Below are 17081 nucleotides of genomic sequence, written 5' to 3'. Positions count from 1 at the left end.
TTCCGAGTCGGATGGACCGCGGTCAGGGGCGCGCCGACACGTCCGCGCGGTGGAAGTTCTGCGCCGACCGCGACGGGGTCGGGCCGCGCTGCCCCTGGTACCGCGACTGGTACTCGGCCGAGCCGTAGGGCTTGTCGGCGGGACTGGACAGCTGGAAGAAGCACAGCTGCCCGATCTTCATGCCCGGCCAGAGCTTGATCGGCAGCGTCGCGACGTTCGACAGCTCGAGCGTCACGTGGCCGGAGAACCCGGGGTCGATGAAGCCCGCGGTCGAGTGGGTCAGCAGGCCGAGGCGTCCGAGCGAGCTCTTGCCCTCCAGCCGCGCGGCGATGTCGTCGGGCAACGTGACGACCTCGTACGTCGAGCCGAGCACGAACTCGCCGGGGTGCAGCACGAACGCCTCGTCCGGGTCGGTCTCGACCAGCCGGGTCAGGTCGGGCTGGTCGACCGCCGGGTCGATGTGCGGGTACTTGTGGTTGTCGAACAGCCGGAAGAACTTGTCGAGCCGGACGTCGATGCTCGACGGCTGGACGAGCGAGGCGTCGTGGGGGTCGAGACCGATCCGGCCCTCGGCGAGCTGGGCGGTGATGTCGCGATCGGAGAGCAGCACGCCGTGCAGCCTAGCGGCAGCGGACCCCCGCCGATATGCTGCGAGGCTGTCCGGGGCCGGGCGGCGTCGCACCGCTGGGAGGAACCGCCATGACCGCGTACACCGTCCACGAACTCGTCGTGCCCGCGACGATGGACGACGACCCGGAGACCGTGCGGGCGTTCCGCGAGTGGGTCGCCGTGCAGAACCGCGCCGAGGTGTCGATCACCGGGCTGCCGGAGCTGCTCTGGACGCCCGAGGAACAACTGCCCTACCTGATCGACCCCGACGCGCCCAGCCGACTGTTCCTGGTCCGTGACGACGAGGGGACCGCGGTGGGGACCGGCTCGTACGAGTCGAAGGCGGTCGCGGACGCCCCGAACTGCTGGATGGCGGTCAGCGTGGCGCCCGAGCACCGGCGCCGGGGCATCGGCACGCTCCTGGCTGAGCACGTCGAAGCGGTCGCGAAGCAGCAGGGCCGCACGCAGTGGAAGACGTACGCCGTGTCACGGCAGGTCGGCCCGGCAGCAGGCCCCGGGTACCTCCGTGCTCCGACCGGGTTCGGTGCCGTGCCCGAGGACGAACCCGGAGTCCGCTTCCTGACAGGCCGGGGTTGGCGGTTCGGCCAGGTGAACCGGATCAGCCGTCTGGAGCTCCCAGCCGACCCCGATGCACTGTCCGGCATCCGCGCCGCGGCGACGCGGGCGGCGGCCGACCGGTACCGCGTGCACACCTGGGCCGGACCGACTCCGCCCCGGTGGCAGACGGACGTCGCACTCCTCCTGACCCGGATGAGCACCGATGCCCCGGCCGGCGACATGGCCGAGCCCGAGGACGCCTGGACGATCGACCGGCTCCGGACGCACGAGCAGCACCTCGACGACGGCCCGCGCACCATGCGCACCGTCGCCGTGGAGGACGTACCGTCCGGCTCACTCGTCGGCTTCACCCAGCTCGCCGTCCCCGGGCCCGTGGCCCAGCCGGTGATGCAGGGCGACACCCTCGTGCTGCGCGAGCACCGGGGGCACCGGCTCGGGTGGCTGCTCAAGGTCGTCGGGATCGAGACGATCGAACGCGACCACCCGGGGCACCCCTCGATCATCACGTTCAACGCCGAGGAGAACCGCCCGATGCTCGACGTGAACGAGGCCGTCGGGTTCGTGGGCGTCGGCAGCGAGGGGATCTGGGAACACCGCCCAGCGTAGGGTTCCCCCATGGCGCGCTCACGGGGGATGGACGATCTGGTCAGCGACGGAGTCTTCCTGGCCTGGGAGGCGCAGCTGCAGCTCGCCGACCTGTACGACGACCACGAACGCTGGAACGTCGACCTCGCCGCCGGCACCCTGCAGTTCGTCGGGCCGCACCCGGGCGAGTTCCGCATCCAGCTCCTGGGATCGGCCGCACCGGGGCCGCGCACCTGGCTCTGGGGCTGGGCGAACCCCTCGCAGTACCCCGCGTCGGTGCTCGTCGCCGCGAACGCCACCCGCGCGCTGGGCGAACGGCTCGGCATCCCGGAACTCGTGCAGGGCGAGGTCCCGTTCGGCGAGCACCGGCAGGCCGACGCCGCAGACGCCGGGTACGAGTTCGCGTGGGACATGTCGATCGCGGCACGGCTGGCGACCGGCTCGTGGTTCGGCTTCGGCGGGCACGTCGGTGGAGGTTCCCGCCTCTGGGTGCTGTTCGAGGGTCTGCTGTTCGTGCCACCGACGGTCCCTCGGATGGTCAGGGTCTTCGGTGAGGGCCTGCAGACGACCGAGGTGCACGACCACCGCCGCGCAGTGGGGAGCTGGGCGTCGCTGCGCGGTGTCCCCTGGGACGGGCGCACACTGACGTTGGCGGACGGGACCATCACGGTCGACTTCGACGAGCTGGGCCGGATCCGCGACCTGCAGGGGTCGTCGGCGCGAGCCTGAGGCGGACCGCAGCCGATTCCGGCGACTCGCGCCCTGCCTCCAGACCGACCCGCTTACCATGGAGGGTCCGCGGTCTCGCGGACGCACGCGTCCCTGGAACAAGGTTGATGACCGTCACGTCCCCCGCAACCCAGCCCGGAGGCCCGGCGCCGGAATCCGCGCCCGTCACCGCGCGCAAGTCCACCGTCGCGACCGTGCTGGTCGTCGCCATCCCGCTCGCGGTCGCGTGCTCGCTCCTCGGCCTGACGATCACCGGGGCGTTCACCGCGAACCAGCAGCTGGTGTCCGCCGGCGACGTGGTCGAGTACGGCCTGCCGATCGCCCGCGTGGTGCACGACACCATGGCGGCGCTGACCGTCGGGCTGCTCATCGTCGCCGCGTTCGCGCTGCCGGCGCAGAAGAAGGACCACCGGGCACTCTCGAGCGTGCAGCACCGCGCCACGCGCTGGGCGGCGGCGACCGGATCGGTCTGGTTCCTCGCCGCGGCCGTGACCGTCGTGCTGACCGGCGCCAACACCCTCGGCGTCCCGCTCACCAGTCCGGTGTTCGCCCGCAACTTCATGCTGTTCGCGTTCCAGGTGGAGATCGGCCAGGCGCTCGTGGTCTCGGCGGCGGCGATCCTCATCGCGACCGTGCTCGCCGCGTTCGCCACCCGGGTCACGACGCTCGCCGTCGCCACCGTGTTCGGCCTCTTCGCCCTGCTCCCCCTGGCACTGTCCGGCCACGCCGCCGGCTCGCTCGAGCACGCCAACGCCGTGAACTCCCTCGCGATCCACCTGATCGGGGTGTGCGTCTGGGCCGGTGGGCTCGTCGCCGTGGTGCTGCTGCGCACCCGCACGAAGGGTGCGACCGGACGGGTGGTCTCCCGGTACTCCACGCTGGCCGGGTGGTCGTTCGGCGCCGTCGCGTTCTCCGGCATCGTCAACGCCTCGCTGCGGCTGACCGGTCCGCTCGACCTCGTCACGACCCCGTACGGCGCACTCATCACGGTCAAGGCCGTCATCCTGGTGCTGCTCGGGGTCGCCGGCGTCGTGCAGCGCCGCAAGCTGGTGCCCGGGCTGCTCCGCGCGCCGCTCGACCGCCGTCGGTTCACCCGGTTCGCGCTCGCCGAGATCGTCTTCATGGCCGTGGCGATCGGCGTCTCGGTGGGCGTGTCCCGTTCGCAGCCGCCGATCCCGCAGACACCCGAGACCGGCGAGGACACCCGCTCCGGACTGATCGGGTTCCCGTTCCCGCCGGCCCAGACGATGCACACGTACCTGACGCAGTGGCACATCGACTGGGTGTGGCTCGGGCTCGCCGTCGTCGGGGCGGTCTGGTACCTGCTCGCCGTGCGGAAGCTCCGGAAGCGCGGCGACAAGTGGCCCGTCGGGCGCACCATCGCGTGGGTCATCGGTTGCGCCCTGTTCATCTGGACCACGTCGGCCGGACCGGCCGTGTACGGCATGATCCACTTCTCGTCGCACATGGTCCAGCACATGCTGCTCATGATGTTCGTGCCGCTGCCGCTCGTGCTCGGCGGCCCGGTGCTGCTCGCCATGCGCACCCTGCCGGTCCGCAACGACGGTTCCCGCGGGGCCCGCGAGTGGCTCATGCTCTTCGTGCACTCGCGGTACATGCAGTTCATGGGGAAGCCCGCCGTTGCGGGTGTCATCTTCGCCGGGTCGCTCGTGGTGTTCTACTTCACACCGGCGTACCAAGCGGCGATGCAGTCGCACGAGTGGCACGTCGCGATGGTCGTCCACTTCGTGCTGAGCGGCTACCTGTTCTTCTGGGTGTTCGTCGGCGTCGACCCGGGGCCGAAGCGTCCGCCGTACCCGATCCTGATCATCGCGCTGCTCGCGACGCTGGCCTTCCACGCGTTCTTCGGCGTCGCCGTGATGACCTCGCAGTCGGTGTTCGCGATCGACTGGTTCCACGCACTCGGCCAGACGAACGACGCCGCGCTGCTCGACGACCAGCACACCGGCGGCGGGATCGCCTGGGGCGCCTCCGAGCTGCCGATGGTCTTCGTCGCCCTGCTCGTGGTGCGGAACTGGATCCGCACGGACAAGCGCGACGCGAAGCGGCTCGACCGCAAGGCCGAACGCGACGGCGACGCCGATCTGAAGGCCTACAACGAACGTCTGGCGGCGATCAACGCGACCGACACCGCGCGCCGCGACTGACGCGCGCGTCCGTCAGCGGCTGTTCTGGTCAGTCGCCGTGGACGATGCAGACCGCGTCGAGGTCCAGGGCGGCCTCGAGCGCCGCCGAGATCCCGGACTCGCCGTCGGACCCCGCGGGGGTGACGGTGTCGACCCACCACAGCGGCGTCGCGATCGTGGGGGCGTCCGGCAGGATCCGTTCGACCTCGTCGAAGGAGTCCACCCGCCGCACCCCGAGCACGGTGATCACCGGGTGCGTGGCGTCGCGGCAGACCTGCAACATCGGGCCGTCGTCGAGGGCTCGGACGCCCCAGGACTCGTCGTGCAGGAGCAGTGCTTCGGCAACCTCCCGCGGCTCGACCGGCTGGCGGCAGAGGATGGTGACGTCACGCGGCACCGTGACCGCCTGCCACCCGGGTGTCCCGCACGTGCCCGTCGAGCGTGCCCTCGTCGTGGGCCGGGTCGAGGGGCGCTGCGCCGACGAGCTGCAGGAAGCGGTCCTCGTCGATGCGGTCGAGGAAGGACTCGAGGGCTTCCCAGCCGTCCTCGAAGCGGACGATCATGCCGCCGTCGACGATGTCGCCGTCAGCCGTGCCGGTGTCGCCTGCTCCGGACGGGTCGCCCGCCCCGGACCGGGTGCCGAACGTCGCCGTCGTGGTGCGCGGTGGCGGCCAGACCCCGTCGCGGTCCAGGAACTCGGAGGCTTCGGGTCCGACGACGACGGCGAGCGGCGACGGCTCGCCGTGCGACACCGCGCGGATCAGGTGGTCGGAGTCCCCCCGGCGCTGCATCACCACACCGAAGACGGGCACGACCTGGTCCGCGACCTGCTGCACGGCGTCGAACAGGCGGTTCGCGAGCTCCGGGTCGGTGTTCTCCTCGGGCACGGTCAACACGGCGGACATCGTCTCGACGACGACGCCACCGACCAGGTGGGCGGTCATCGTCGCGGAGAAGCCCTCGCCGACGGCGTACGAGGTCGACACCCCGGGCGCCTCGTGCTTGGCGTACTGCGTGACGACCCATCGGTCCCACGGCACGGTGAGCGGTTCGGCGGTGCCCCAACGGGTGGGGCAGGTGCCGACGGTGTGGCACAGGGCCTCGATCGCGGACCCCATGTCCACGGCACGCTCGGCATGGTGGCGGAGCGTCAGGTCGATGCTGATCTGGCGGACAGAGTCGGCCGCGACCGGGTGCTCGGGCGACGGTGTGCCGACGAGTTCGGGGCCGCGGTGCACGAAGTCCTCGATGCCCGAGGCTGCTGCACCCGTCCGGCCGTCGCGCAGTGTCCCGTCGAAGTCGGCGACGGCCCACGCGGCACCGTACGCACCGAGCGCGTGCCGCAGGGCGGGGGTGATCGCGGATTCGCGCCCGGTCCGCAGCACGACCATGCGGCCGGCGTCCGCCGAACGGCGGAGCAGAGAGGCGAGGGCGTCCGTCAGCCACACGACCGGCGAGGCGGACTCGACCACGATGGCGGGACCGACCACGTCGTCGATGAGGGGATGCCTGACCATCCGGTCCTCCTCGGGTTCTTCAGCGCTGGAACTCCCTGGACGGTACACACGAGGACGACACCTGTCCGTCAGGCTGGCGTGCTCACAGCGGAGACTCGGGAGGCACGACACACGCCCGACAGGAGGCGTACGGTGCGCGGTCGGCTGGCTTCCAGGCGAGAATCCGCTAGGCTTGCCGAGTCCCGTTCTGCGGGGTGCGCGAGTGTAGTTCAATGGTAGAACTCCAGCTTCCCAAGCTGGTAGCGCGGGTTCGATTCCCGTCACTCGCTCCAACTAGCATCGTGCTGTGGAGTCCAAGCCGGCATCTGTCCTCAAGGCGATCAGGGCCGAGATCATCGCCGGCACGCTCGCACGTGGCTCCCGGCTGAAGGAAGACGCCCTCGCCGAACGCTTCGGCGTCTCGCGGGTCCCCGTGCGCGAGGCACTCCGACAGCTGGAGACCGAGGGGTTCGTCGAGTCCGAGAAGTTCAAGGGCGTCCGGGTCGCCGACTCCTCGACCGAGGTGGTCATCGAGCTCATGCAGATCCGCCGAGGGCTCGAGGTACTGGCCGCCGAGCTCGCCGCTCGTCGCGAGGGCGGCGAGTGCGCCGACCTGCTGCGCGCCGTCGGTCGCGAACACCGATCCGACCAAGAGGTCGAGGCCGCGCAGTCGCCGCGGTTCGCGTTCCACGGGCTGGTGGCACGTGCCTCGGGGAACAGCCGGCTCGAGACGATGATCGACCACCTGATCCACCAGACCGCATGGGCCTTCGAGCGCGTCACGCAGGACGAGGTGGCGTCGAGCAGCGATGACCACACCGCCGTCGCCGGCGCGATCCTGCGCGGCGCCTCGGTGCAGGCAGGGCTGCTGATGGACGAGCACCTGCGCCGCGACGAAGCGATCTACCGGGCCCTGAACCCCTAGGAACGTATACAAAACGAGAACGTATCCCGTTCGAAACCAGCCCGAAACAGCCTTTCGTATACAAAAGAGTGACCGCACGGTGCATCCACCGCACTCTTCCCCCGCTGGAGTTACGAATGACTGCTGTAACCCGCTCCACCGCACCAACCCGAACCGCCTCCGCCGCCCGACCCGAGGGCGGCATCGGATCCGCCCTCGACTCGATCGGCTTCACCCGAGCCCAGTTCTGGGTCCTCATGCTCATCCTCGCCGGGGAGTTCTTCGACACGCTCGAGCAGAACTCCGTCGGCGCCATGGCCACCAACATCAAGGCCTCGCTCGCCATCGGCGACGTCCAGCTCTCCACGATCAACACCGCCACCGTCCTGGGTGGCCTGGTCGGCCGGTTCCTGGCCGGCTGGCTCGCCGACAAGTACGGTCGGCGGTTCTCGCTCGGGCTCAACCTGCTCGTCTACACGCTCGGCGGCCTCCTCAGCGCCGTCTCCTTCAACTTCGACATGCTGCTCGTCAGCCGGTTCATCGTCGGGATCGGCGTCGGCGGCGAGTTCATGATCGGCATCGCGATGCTGTCCGAGATGGTGGCCACCAAGTACCGCGGCGGCCTCATCGCGACCATCAACGTCGGTGCTGGCGGCATCGGCAACTTCATCTCCTACGGCCTCTTCCTGCTGCTGCTCGGCCCGCTGGCCGTCCCGCTCGGTGGCGACGACCAGGTCTGGCGCTGGACGTTCGTGATCCTCGCGATCCCGGCCCTGTTCGTCGTCCTGTACCGCCGCAAGCTGCCCGAGACGCCCCGCTGGCTGCTGTCGAAGGGCCGGGTCGACGAGGCGAACCGCTCGCTCGCGGTCCTCGCCTCGAACACGCTCACCCCGCCCGCCGACGCCGCTCCCCCGGTGCGCCTGACGCCGGCCGACCTGCCTCCGGTCGCTCTGCACTCGTCGCCCGCAGCGGTGTTCCACAAGCTGGTGCTCCGTCGCACGATCGCGATCGGCGTCGCCTCGTGGATGGCCTTCGGCGTGCAGGTCACGCTGAACTTCCTGATGCCGACCCTGCTCGTCGAGCGTGGGTACACCGTGTCGCAGAGCCTGCTCTACACGATGATCATGAACATCGGATCGCTCCTCGGGTGCACGGCAGCGGCGCTCCTCGCCAACCGCGTCGGACGACGGCCCCTCATCGCCGTCGCGGGCATCCTCGGCTGCCTCACCGCCCTGGCCTTCGCGGCCTTCGGCAACGACACCGCCGCGATCCTGGTGCTCGGTGCCCTGTTCCAGTTCTTCACGATGCTGACGAACACCACCCTCGCGGCGTGGACCGCCGAGGTCTACCCGACCGCGATCCGCGCCTCCGGTGCCTCGATCGTCAACGGCATCGGCAACATCGCCGGAGCGGTCATGCCGTTCGCCGCGATCGCGCTGTACGGCTCGTGGGCCTTCGCCGGCGTCTTCGGACTCGCCGCCGTCATGTACGCGGTCCTCGTGGTCGCGTCGCGCTTCGCCCCGGAGACCCGCGGCCGGTCGCTCGAGGACGTCAACGAGAACGCCCTCTCGACCACCACCGCCTGACCCACCTGACCACCTGCACCAACCGCACCACCCCGGTGGGCCGGACACCCCGGCCCACCACCCCACGATCGGAGAACACCATGGACACCCTCAACATCTCGGCGACCGCGAACGGCCTCAACTACCTGCCCGAGTACGTCGCCGACGTCGGCGGTCTGTTCGCCGAGCGCGGCCTGTCCGTCACCGCGAAGGCCTGCGACCCGTGGACCGGCGTCCTCGACGACATCGACTCGCACGAGGCCGACCTCGCCCTCGGCGGTCTCTGGGTCCCCGCGATGTACGCCGGGACCCCGCGCAAGCTGTCGGTCGTGGGTCAGCTCAACCACGGGTTCCCGATGACCATCGTCGCCCGCGACGAGACGGCCCCGATCACCCTGGACTGGCTCGCCGGCAAGGTCGTCCTGGCGCCCGGCGCCGGCGGGAGCGCCCCGTACGAGTTCACGGCCGGACTCATCCGCGAGGCCGGGTTCGACGTCGCGGCGACCCGCTTCGTCCGCGACCTGTCGACCGCGATGCTCATCGAGCTGTACCAGGGCGGGCTCGGCGACGCGATCATCCTCGACCTCGTCTCCGCGCAGGAACTCGTCGCCGCCGGTGGGGGCACGATCGTCTTCCGCCACCTCGACGCCGGCGGCGTGATGCCGAACAGCGTCTACTACACGCGCACGGACCGCATCGACGAGCTCGGCGACCGGGTCGACCGGTTCATGGACGGCATCGCCGCCGCGATGGCCAAGATCACCGCGGGCGACGCCGACGCCGAGATCGCGGCCGTGCTCGCCGCCCGGTGGCCGGAGAAGGACGCCGCCCTGCTGCAACGGGCCGCCGACGAGATGGCGGCCGGGGGCGTCTGGGACTCCGCGGTCGTCGACCGCGAGGCCTCCGACCGCTGGATGCGCATCCTGTTCGACGGTGGCCTCACGACCCACACTCCGTCGCTCGAAGATCTGCTCGGCGCCTCGACCGCCGTCGCCGCGTCGTGACCGTCGTCCTCGGCGCCGCCGACGTCGCCGGTCTCATCGACGCCGTCGACGTCGTCGGGGCCGTGGAGGCCGTCCACGCCGACCTCGGGACCGGCGCGATGCAGCAGCCGGCCCCGGTCGCCCTGGCCGGCGCCGACGACGCGCTCTTCCTGCCGATGGCCGTGCGCTCCGACCGACTCGGCCTCGTCGCCGTCAAGCTGATGGCCGACATCCCCGACAACGGTGCGCGGGGACTGCCGTCGCAGCGCTCCACGATCCTGGTGTCCTCGTCGGTCACCGGCGAGTGCGTCGCCGTGCTCGACGGCATGACGATCACCCGGGCACGGACCGCGGCGACGACCGTGGTCGCGACGCAGCACCTCGCCCGCTCGGGCAGCCGGACCCTCGGGATCCTCGGCGCCGGCAACCTCGCCGTCGAGCACGTCCGTGCCTTCGAGGCCGCACGACCGTTCGAGCGGATCGTCCTGTGGTCACGGTCGTCCGGAACGGTCACCCGGTTCCTCGAGGCCGTCGGACCGGACGTGGTCCGGCGGTGCGTGGTCGCGTCGGAGGTCCGGCGCGTGGTCGAGGAGTCCGACGTGCTCTGCACCCTGACGCCCTCGGTCGACCCGATCGTCCGCGGCGACTGGTTGCACGCCGGCCAGCACGTGAACGCGGTCGGGGCCCGTCCCCGCCCGACGCACCGGGAGCTCGACGGCGCGGCGATGGCACGCGGCACGCTCTTCGTCGACAGCCGGGCCACCGCCTGGACGAAGTCGGGTGACCTGCTCGAGGCCGTGGTCGAGGGGGCGCTCCCGCAGGACCTCCACCCGGCGGAACTCGGCGAGGTCATCGCCGGACGCGCACCCGGCCGGACCGGGGACGACGAGGTCACCGTGTTCGACTCGGTCGGGCTCGGCGCCCAGGACCTCGCCGTCGCCGCCCAGGTGATCGACCTCGCACGCGAGCGGGGCGTCGGGACGCAGGTCTCCGTCGCCCGGGTCGGGCTGCCGGTTCCCGGCGTGTGACCAGGGTCGAACGGCAGGGTGCTCCCATGCGCCGTGCTCTCCCCCTGGTCGTCGGCGGCACCGTCGCCGCGCTCGTCCTCGCCGGGTGCTCCGGTGGCAGCTCCGGTGGACCGACCGCGTCGGCCACGTCGTCCGCACGGTCCACGAGCACACCGACGAGCACCTCTGCGACGACGCCGCCGCCGAGGACGGACGCCGCGACCACCGCCACGGTCCGCCGAGCACTCGCGGGCCTCGAACGCCAGTACGACGCGACGGTCGGCGTCGTCGCGACCGACACCGTCACGGGTGAGACGGTCGCGTACAACGGCGACCGACGCTTCGGCTACGCCTCGACCATCAAGGCGTTCGCCGCGGCACAGTTCCTGCGCTCGGTGCCCGCGGACGCCCGGAACGAGGTCGTGCACTGGACGGCCGCGGACGTCGCCGCTGCCGGGTACTCCCCCGTGACGGAACAGCACGTGGCCGACGGGCTGTCGTACGAGCAGCTGGCCGAGGCAGCCGTCCGGATGAGCGACAACACGGCCCTGAACCTCGTGCTCACGCGCATCGGCGGTCCGAGCGGCCTGGACGCCGCGTTGACCGAGCTCGGCGACACCACCACCGAGGTGGTCCACGGCGAGCCGGACCTCAACACCATCGAGCCGGGCAGCACCGAGGACACCACGACCCCGGCGGCGTTCACCGCAGCCCTGGCGACCGTGCTCGACGGCAGGACCCTGGACCGCGCCGACACCGCGCTGCTGGTCGACTGGATGGGCGGCAACGCGACCGGCGACGCACTCATCCGGGCCGGCGCACCCGACGGCTGGGTCGTGGTCGACAAGTCCGGGGGCGCCGGACCGATCCGGAACGACGTGGCGCGGGTGACCCCGCCCGGCGGCGACCCGATCGTGCTCTCGGTCCTGACCACGCGGAACGACCCCGACGCCGCCTACGACGACGCCCTGGTGGCCCGGTCGGCGTCGGTGGCGCTCGGCGCGTTCGACCGCTGATCGACCGCTGATCGACCGGGGCGGCGATCGCCGTTCTGCACCGCGTCACACGGCGTCATGAACGACACCTGTCGGGGACCCCGGGACACTACGCTCGCTCCATGTCCTCCTCCGGGTCCCCCGTGGTCGTCGTCGGCGCCGGCATCATCGGGCTGAGCGCCGCGTGGCACCTCGCCGCGCTCGGGCAGCGGGTCCTGCTCCTCGACAGCGGCACGGTCGCCGGGGGCACGACCACCGCGGGTGCCGGGTTCGTCGGCCAGTGGGCAGCCGGGTACGCCTGGTACTGGAACGAGTCCGAACGCGACGTCGAGCAGTACGGCATCGACTTCTACCGCGACCTCGCCGACGCCGGCCACGGCCCGACCGGGTACCGGCAGAACGGCAACGTCTGGCTGACCGTCACCGAGCAGGGCCGGGCCGACCACCTGCCGCCGTTCGAGCAGCACCCGCTCCGGCCACCCGGGGCGCGGACGCTCACCCCGGCCGAAGCGGCCGACCTCGTGCCCGGACTCGACCCGACCGCGGTCACCGCGGGCTTCCTCCATCCGGACGGCATCCAGATCAGTGCGCCGGACACGGCCGCAGCGCTGGTGCACGCGGTCCGTGCACGGGGCGTCGAGATCCGCGAGCACACGCCGGTCGCCGGTCTGGAGGCCCGTGGGGGCTCCGTCACGGGCGTCCGGACCGCGAACGGCGAGGTCATCGACGCCGCGAAGGTCGTGCTCGCCGCCGGCAGCTGGACGAACGCCCTCCTCGCCCCCTTCGGGCGCGAGCTGCCGACGGTCCGGGTCGTCGCCAGCCGGCTCGTGACGACGCCGTTCGGTCTGCCGGGCACCCTGCCGACCCTGATGCTGCCGGAGTTGCACGGCCTGTGGATCCGTGAGCACCGCGGCGGCCTGACGTACGGTGCCGGCCCCGGGTACGAGCCGATGCACGTCGGCGGTGCGGACCGGAGCGACGAACCCGACCGCCGCCCGGTGCGCACGGACCTGCTCGACGCCATGCGGACGTACCTGCACCCGATCGTCGCCCGGCTGCTCCCCGCCGCCGCGAGCGTGCTCGGGGTCGACGAGACCCCCACGCAGGGCGTCGTCTCGATGACCGCCGACCGGAACTTCATCGTCGGCGCGGTCCCCGAGCTGGACGGGCTCGTGGTGGCCGGTGGCGACAACGAGTCCGGCGTCACGCACGGCCCGGGTCTCGGGCGGATCGCGGCGGAACTGAGCGTCACGGGCACGACCACCCTCGGCGACGCGAGCCGCTACGCCCCGGCACGGTTCCCGGCGGCGGCCCCGACCGAGGACGAGGTGGTGGCGATGATGCCGGCGCGGCGCGAGGCCGACGCCCGACGAGCCGGAGCCGTGGCATGAGCGACGTGCTGAGCGACCGGGCCCCGACGCACGTCGTGATCGGCGGCGGGGTCGTCGGCGCCGCCACCGCGTACGCCCTCACCCGCCGCGGCGAGCGCGTCCTGCTCGTCGAACAGCACGAGCGCGGGCACCACAACGGCTCGTCCCACGGCGCGACCCGGATCTTCCGACAGGGCTACACCGACCCCGAGTACGTCGCCCTGACCTCCCGCGCCCTGGTGCTGTGGGAAGCGCTCGAGGGCGCTGCGGGCGAGGAGCTCATCGTCCGCACCGGTGCCGTCGACCACGGTCGCGCCGAGGTCGTCGACGCCATCGCCGCCGCACTGACGGACGCCGGCATCCCGCACGAGACCCTCAGCCCGGACGCCGCGGCCGCGCGCTGGCCGGGGATCGCGTTCGAGGGCCACGTGCTCGCGCACGCCACGGCCGGTCGCATCCGGTCCGACCGCGCGATCGAGGCCTTCCTGACCCTGGCCGAGCGGACCGGGCTCGCCGACCTGCGCTTCGCCACGCGGGTCAGCGGGCTCGACGACCACGGCGACGACGTGACCGTGACACTGTCCGACGGGTCCACCCACCGCAGCTCGTCCGTGGTGGCGGCCGTGGGGTCGTGGGCACCCGCGCTGGTCGGCGACCTGCTCGCCGGACGCGGGGCGGGCCTCCCGGCCATCCGCGTCACCCAGGAGCAGCCCGCGCACTTCGCCAGCCGCCTGCCGGACCAGGCGTGGCCGAGCTTCGTGCACTGGGCGGCCGACGACGACGTCTACGGCCTGCTCACCCCGGGCGAGGGCGTCAAGGTCGGGTTCCACGGCACCGGCCCCGTCGTCGATCCGGACCACCGCGACTTCACGCCCGTGCCGGCCGAGGCCGAGCGGCTGCAGGCCTACGTCGCGCGGTACGTGCCCGGTGTCGACGCGACGAAGCCGACCTTCATCAGCTGCCTGTACGACAACTCCCCCGACGAGGACTTCGTGATCGACCGACGTGGTCCCGTCACCGTCGCGACCGGGTTCTCCGGCCACGGCTTCAAGTTCGCACCGCTGCTCGGCGACATGATCGCCGACCTCGCGACCGGCGGGGCCGCACATCCCCGTTTCTCCCTCTCGAAACCATCCCACTCAGGAACCCCGTGACGACCCGACTCCTCTCTGCGCTCGCGCTCTCCGCCGCCGTCGCCGCCGTGCTCACCGGCTGCGCCTCGACCGGGACGTCCACCGACGTCTCCGACGGCCTGGTGATCGGCACGACCGATCCCGTCACGTCCCTCGACCCGGCCGGCGCCTGGGACCGCGGCAGCTACACGGTGCAGACGCAGCTGTACCAGCACCTGCTCACCTACCCTGCGGGCGGGACCACGACGAGTCCCGAGGTCGCCGAGTCGTGCGACTTCACCGACGGCACCCACTACGTGTGCCGGATCCGCGACGGGCTCACGTTCTCGAACGGTGACGCCCTGACGGCGAAGGACGTCGTGTTCTCGTTCGAGCGCCAGGTCGGCATCGGCTCCGAGAACGGTCCGGGGTCGCTGCTCGCCAACATGGCGTCTGTGGCGGCCGACGGCGACGAGGTCACGTTCACCCTGAAGCAGGCGAACGACCAGACGTTCCCGTACGTCCTGGCGAGCATGGCCGGGGCGATCGTCGACAGCAGTGTGTTCTCGAAGACGAAGGTCCACGCGGACGACGGGGTCGTCGGGTCCGGTCCGTACGCGCTGCAGCAGTCCGCCGACGGCGGGGCGACGATCGCGTTGACGGCGAACAAGGAGTACGACGGCACCGCGCCGGAGTCGTCCAGCGTGACGATCAAGCAGTACACGAAGTCCGCCGACCTCAAGCTCGCGGTGCAGGAGGGTGACGCCGACGTGGCGTACCGCCAGCTCACGCCGACCGAGGTCACCTCGTTGTCCGAGGACGACGGCCTGCAGCGCGTCCAGGGCTCGTCGGGCGAGGTCCGGTTCCTCGGCTTCAACCTCGACACGATGCCCGGTGACGACACCGCGCAGAAGACCGCGATCCGCCAGGCCGTCGCGGCGACGGTCGACCGCGCGGCGATCGCGAAGGACGTCTACCAGGGCACCTACGCTCCGGCGTACTCGATCGTGCCGTCCGACTTCACCGGCGCGACCGATGCGTTCCAGACGGAGTACGACGGTGCCGACCCCGAGGCCATCCTCGAGAAGGCCGGCGTGCGCACGCCCGTCGCGCTGCCGATCGAGTACACGACCGACCACTACGGTTCCGGGTCCGACGACGAGTACGCGCTGATCAAGCAGCAGCTCGAGGACACCGGCCTGTTCACGGTCGACCTGCAGTCGGCGAGCTGGGACACCTACGTCGGGAACGTCGGCAAGGGCGAGTACCCGGTCTTCCAGCTCGGGTTCTTCCAGGACTACCCCGACGCCTCGTCGTACCTGACGCCGGCCTACGGTTCCGAGGACGTCAACCTGCTCGCGAACCACTTCGACGACCGGGCCGTGCAGCAGCTGGTCGCCGCGCAGGCGGTCGAGGCCGACGCGACCGAGCGGACGAAGCAGATCGAGGAGATCCAGCAGGACACCGCCGAGTCCGTGCCGCTCATCCCGTTGCTCGCCGGGCAGGAGAACGTCATCGGGCAGAAGTCGCTCACCGGGCTGACGAAGTCGGTCGACGCCTCTGGGGAGTTCCGCATCTGGGAGATCGGGCGCTCGTGAACACCGGCGACGCGGCGCAGCAGGCGAACGAGTCCGCTGACCCGCTCCGCGACGCGGTCCGCGCCGGGATGCCCGCCGGACTCGACGAGCTCGCGGCGCTCGTCGCCATCCCGTCCGTCCACGACCCGGCCGTGCAGTCGCTCGACGACTGCCGCCGCGTCGCCGAGCGCGTGCGCGGTGCGTTCGACGGCCTCGGCCTGACCTCGCGCGTCGTCACGACGTCGAACGGCTCGCAGGCGGTGCTCGCGACCCACCCCGCGCCGCCCGGCGCCCCGACGGTCCTGCTCTACGCCCACCACGACGTCCAGCCCGCCGGCGACCTCGCAGCGTGGACGAGCGACCCGTGGACCCTGACCGAGCGACAGGGTCGCCTGTACGGTCGCGGTGCTGCTGACTGCAAGGGCGGGGTCGTCACCCACCTCGTGGCGCTGCGGGCCCTGCTCGACGTGCACGGCTCGTTCCCGATCGGACTCGTCGTGGTCGTCGAGGGGTCCGAGGAACAGGGCACCGACGGTCTCGAGCAGTACGTGTCCACCCACGCAGCGGACTTCGCCGACGTCGACACAGCCGTCGTGATGGACGCCGGCAACGCCGCCGTCGGGGTCCCCGCGCTCGTGACCACCCTGCGCGGCACGGCGTTCGTCGAGCTGCGCGTCCGAGCGCTGCACGGCAACGTGCACTCGGGGATGTTCGGCGGTGCCGCACCCGATGCCATCGCGACCCTGGTGGCACTGCTCGCCACGCTTCGCGACGACGCCGGGGACACCACCGTCGACGGACTCGAGGCCTCGCAGACCTGGGACGGCCTGCCCTACGACGCCGACCGGTTCGCCGCCGATGCCGGGCTGCTCGACGGCGCGGTGCCGATCGGGTCCGGGGACCCGGCATCCCAGGTCTGGGCACGGCCGGCGCTGACCGTCGTCGGCATCGATGCGCCAGCCGTCGCCGGGTCGTCGCCGTCCGTGCAGGCGACCGCCGGTGCCGCGCTGAACCTCCGGGTCCCGCCGGGTGTCGACCCCGCTGCCGCTGGTGAACTGCTCGTGGCGCACCTGCTGCGGCGAGCGCCCGCCGGGGTCGAGGTCACCGCGCGGGTCACGGGCACCGGCGACGGCTTCCGGGCGACGGCGGGGCAGTACTCGTCGGCGTTCCGGAGCGCACTGGCGTCGTCGTACCGGGTGTCGTCGGTGGGCTCCCTCGGCGGCGGCGGATCGATCCCGCTCTGCGCGACGCTCGAACGGGCGATCCCGGGGGTCGAGGTCATCCTGGCGGGGGTGTCCGAGCCGGCTGCGAACGTGCACGCGCCGGACGAGAGCGTCGATCCGTCCGAGATCGAGCACATGGCCCTGGCCGAGGCGACCTTCCTCGCAGGGCTCGGAGCGGCCGGAAGCTGACCCGCCGGGCG

At 71.8% G+C, this 17081-nt stretch carries 15 protein-coding genes and 1 tRNA gene; 13 read left to right on the top strand and 3 right to left on the bottom strand.

Annotated elements, in window-relative coordinates; translation table 11 throughout:
* Positions 1 to 22 precede the first annotated feature (22 nt).
* The gene (gene dcd, locus DEJ14_RS02240) at positions 23 to 610 is read right to left on the bottom strand and encodes a dCTP deaminase (protein ID WP_111085408.1); all 588 of its coding nucleotides are present in this window, start codon (positions 608 to 610) and stop codon (positions 23 to 25) included.
* 89 nt (positions 611 to 699) lie between these two features.
* Here dcd and DEJ14_RS02235 point away from each other — a divergent pair, with 89 nt between their 5' ends.
* From DEJ14_RS02235 to DEJ14_RS02225, 3 genes are all read left to right on the top strand, one after another.
* Entirely contained in the window at positions 700 to 1794 is a 1095-nt protein-coding gene (locus DEJ14_RS02235) for a GNAT family N-acetyltransferase (protein WP_181437530.1), read from the top strand.
* 9 nt (positions 1795 to 1803) lie between these two features.
* Entirely contained in the window at positions 1804 to 2502 is a 699-nt protein-coding gene (locus DEJ14_RS02230; protein WP_146249752.1) for a DUF6882 domain-containing protein, read from the top strand.
* 107 nt (positions 2503 to 2609) lie between these two features.
* Positions 2610 to 4670, top strand: a complete 2061-nt coding sequence (locus tag DEJ14_RS02225) for a bifunctional copper resistance protein CopD/cytochrome c oxidase assembly protein (protein WP_111085405.1) — start codon at positions 2610 to 2612, stop codon at positions 4668 to 4670.
* A 28-nt stretch (positions 4671 to 4698) separates the two neighbouring features.
* Here DEJ14_RS02225 and DEJ14_RS02220 read toward each other — a convergent pair whose 3' ends face one another.
* Positions 4699 to 5046 (bottom strand): hypothetical protein, encoded by a 348-nt coding sequence (locus DEJ14_RS02220; RefSeq protein WP_111085404.1) that lies wholly within the window; start codon positions 5044 to 5046, stop codon positions 4699 to 4701.
* Positions 5036 to 6166 carry a DUF6177 family protein gene (locus DEJ14_RS02215; protein ID WP_111085403.1) on the bottom strand — a complete coding sequence of 377 codons (1131 nt, stop codon included), beginning with the start codon at positions 6164 to 6166 and terminating at the stop codon, positions 5036 to 5038. Before DEJ14_RS02215 ends, DEJ14_RS02220 begins: the two co-directional genes overlap by 11 nt.
* Positions 6167 to 6364: 198 nt before the next feature.
* Between DEJ14_RS02215 and DEJ14_RS02210 the strand changes: the two genes are divergently transcribed.
* The 10 genes from DEJ14_RS02210 (at position 6365) to DEJ14_RS02165 (ending at position 17070) form a co-directional block, all read left to right on the top strand.
* Positions 6365 to 6438 (top strand) — tRNA-Gly (locus DEJ14_RS02210).
* Positions 6439 to 6452: 14 nt separating this feature from the next.
* Positions 6453 to 7070, top strand: a complete 618-nt coding sequence (locus DEJ14_RS02205; RefSeq protein WP_111085402.1) for a GntR family transcriptional regulator — start codon at positions 6453 to 6455, stop codon at positions 7068 to 7070.
* 116 nt (positions 7071 to 7186) lie between these two features.
* Positions 7187 to 8635, top strand: a complete 1449-nt coding sequence (locus tag DEJ14_RS02200) for an MFS transporter (RefSeq protein WP_284180159.1) — start codon at positions 7187 to 7189, stop codon at positions 8633 to 8635.
* Positions 8636 to 8715: 80 nt separating this feature from the next.
* Positions 8716 to 9618 (top strand): ABC transporter substrate-binding protein, encoded by a 903-nt coding sequence (locus DEJ14_RS02195; protein WP_111085401.1) that lies wholly within the window; start codon positions 8716 to 8718, stop codon positions 9616 to 9618.
* Positions 9615 to 10625, top strand: a complete 1011-nt coding sequence (locus DEJ14_RS02190) for an ornithine cyclodeaminase family protein (protein WP_111085400.1) — start codon at positions 9615 to 9617, stop codon at positions 10623 to 10625. Before DEJ14_RS02195 ends, DEJ14_RS02190 begins: the two co-directional genes overlap by 4 nt.
* 26 nt (positions 10626 to 10651) lie before the next feature.
* Complete coding sequence (gene bla, locus DEJ14_RS02185) at positions 10652 to 11620, top strand: class A beta-lactamase (RefSeq protein ID WP_111085399.1); 969 nt, start codon at positions 10652 to 10654, stop codon at positions 11618 to 11620.
* Between the two features lie 101 nt (positions 11621 to 11721).
* A complete protein-coding gene (locus tag DEJ14_RS02180) occupies positions 11722 to 12990 on the top strand; it encodes an NAD(P)/FAD-dependent oxidoreductase (RefSeq protein WP_111085398.1) in 1269 nt (422 codons plus the stop codon).
* Positions 12987 to 14123, top strand: coding sequence for an FAD-dependent oxidoreductase (locus DEJ14_RS02175; RefSeq protein WP_258373271.1), 1137 nt, complete (start codon positions 12987 to 12989; stop codon positions 14121 to 14123). The genes DEJ14_RS02180 and DEJ14_RS02175 overlap by 4 nt, the downstream gene beginning before the upstream one ends.
* Positions 14120 to 15679 carry an ABC transporter substrate-binding protein gene (locus DEJ14_RS02170; RefSeq protein WP_181437529.1) on the top strand — a complete coding sequence of 520 codons (1560 nt, stop codon included), beginning with the start codon at positions 14120 to 14122 and terminating at the stop codon, positions 15677 to 15679. Before DEJ14_RS02175 ends, DEJ14_RS02170 begins: the two co-directional genes overlap by 4 nt.
* A complete protein-coding gene (locus DEJ14_RS02165; protein ID WP_258373270.1) occupies positions 15676 to 17070 on the top strand; it encodes a M20/M25/M40 family metallo-hydrolase in 1395 nt (464 codons plus the stop codon). Before DEJ14_RS02170 ends, DEJ14_RS02165 begins: the two co-directional genes overlap by 4 nt.
* Positions 17071 to 17081: the final 11 nt, after the last annotated feature.

The organism is Curtobacterium sp. MCJR17_020 (assembly GCF_003234365.2).
Lineage (GTDB): Bacteria > Actinomycetota > Actinomycetes > Actinomycetales > Microbacteriaceae > Curtobacterium.
This window is presented reverse-complemented; position numbering and strand designations above follow the sequence as displayed.

What these genes read in the sequence shown, in the direction of transcription:
- DEJ14_RS02235 (WP_181437530.1), top strand. Translation starts at nt 700, where the DNA reads ATGACCGCGTACACCGTCCACGAACTCGTCGTGCCCGCGACGATGGAC.
- DEJ14_RS02230 (WP_146249752.1), top strand. Translation starts at nt 1,804, where the DNA reads ATGGCGCGCTCACGGGGGATGGACGATCTGGTCAGCGACGGAGTCTTC.
- DEJ14_RS02225 (WP_111085405.1), top strand. Translation starts at nt 2,610, where the DNA reads ATGACCGTCACGTCCCCCGCAACCCAGCCCGGAGGCCCGGCGCCGGAA.
- DEJ14_RS02215 (WP_111085403.1), bottom strand. Translation starts at nt 6,166, where the DNA reads ATGGTCAGGCATCCCCTCATCGACGACGTGGTCGGTCCCGCCATCGTG.
- DEJ14_RS02200 (WP_284180159.1), top strand. Translation starts at nt 7,187, where the DNA reads ATGACTGCTGTAACCCGCTCCACCGCACCAACCCGAACCGCCTCCGCC.
- DEJ14_RS02195 (WP_111085401.1), top strand. Translation starts at nt 8,716, where the DNA reads ATGGACACCCTCAACATCTCGGCGACCGCGAACGGCCTCAACTACCTG.
- bla (WP_111085399.1), top strand. Translation starts at nt 10,652, where the DNA reads ATGCGCCGTGCTCTCCCCCTGGTCGTCGGCGGCACCGTCGCCGCGCTC.
- DEJ14_RS02180 (WP_111085398.1), top strand. Translation starts at nt 11,722, where the DNA reads ATGTCCTCCTCCGGGTCCCCCGTGGTCGTCGTCGGCGCCGGCATCATC.
- DEJ14_RS02175 (WP_258373271.1), top strand. Translation starts at nt 12,987, where the DNA reads ATGAGCGACGTGCTGAGCGACCGGGCCCCGACGCACGTCGTGATCGGC.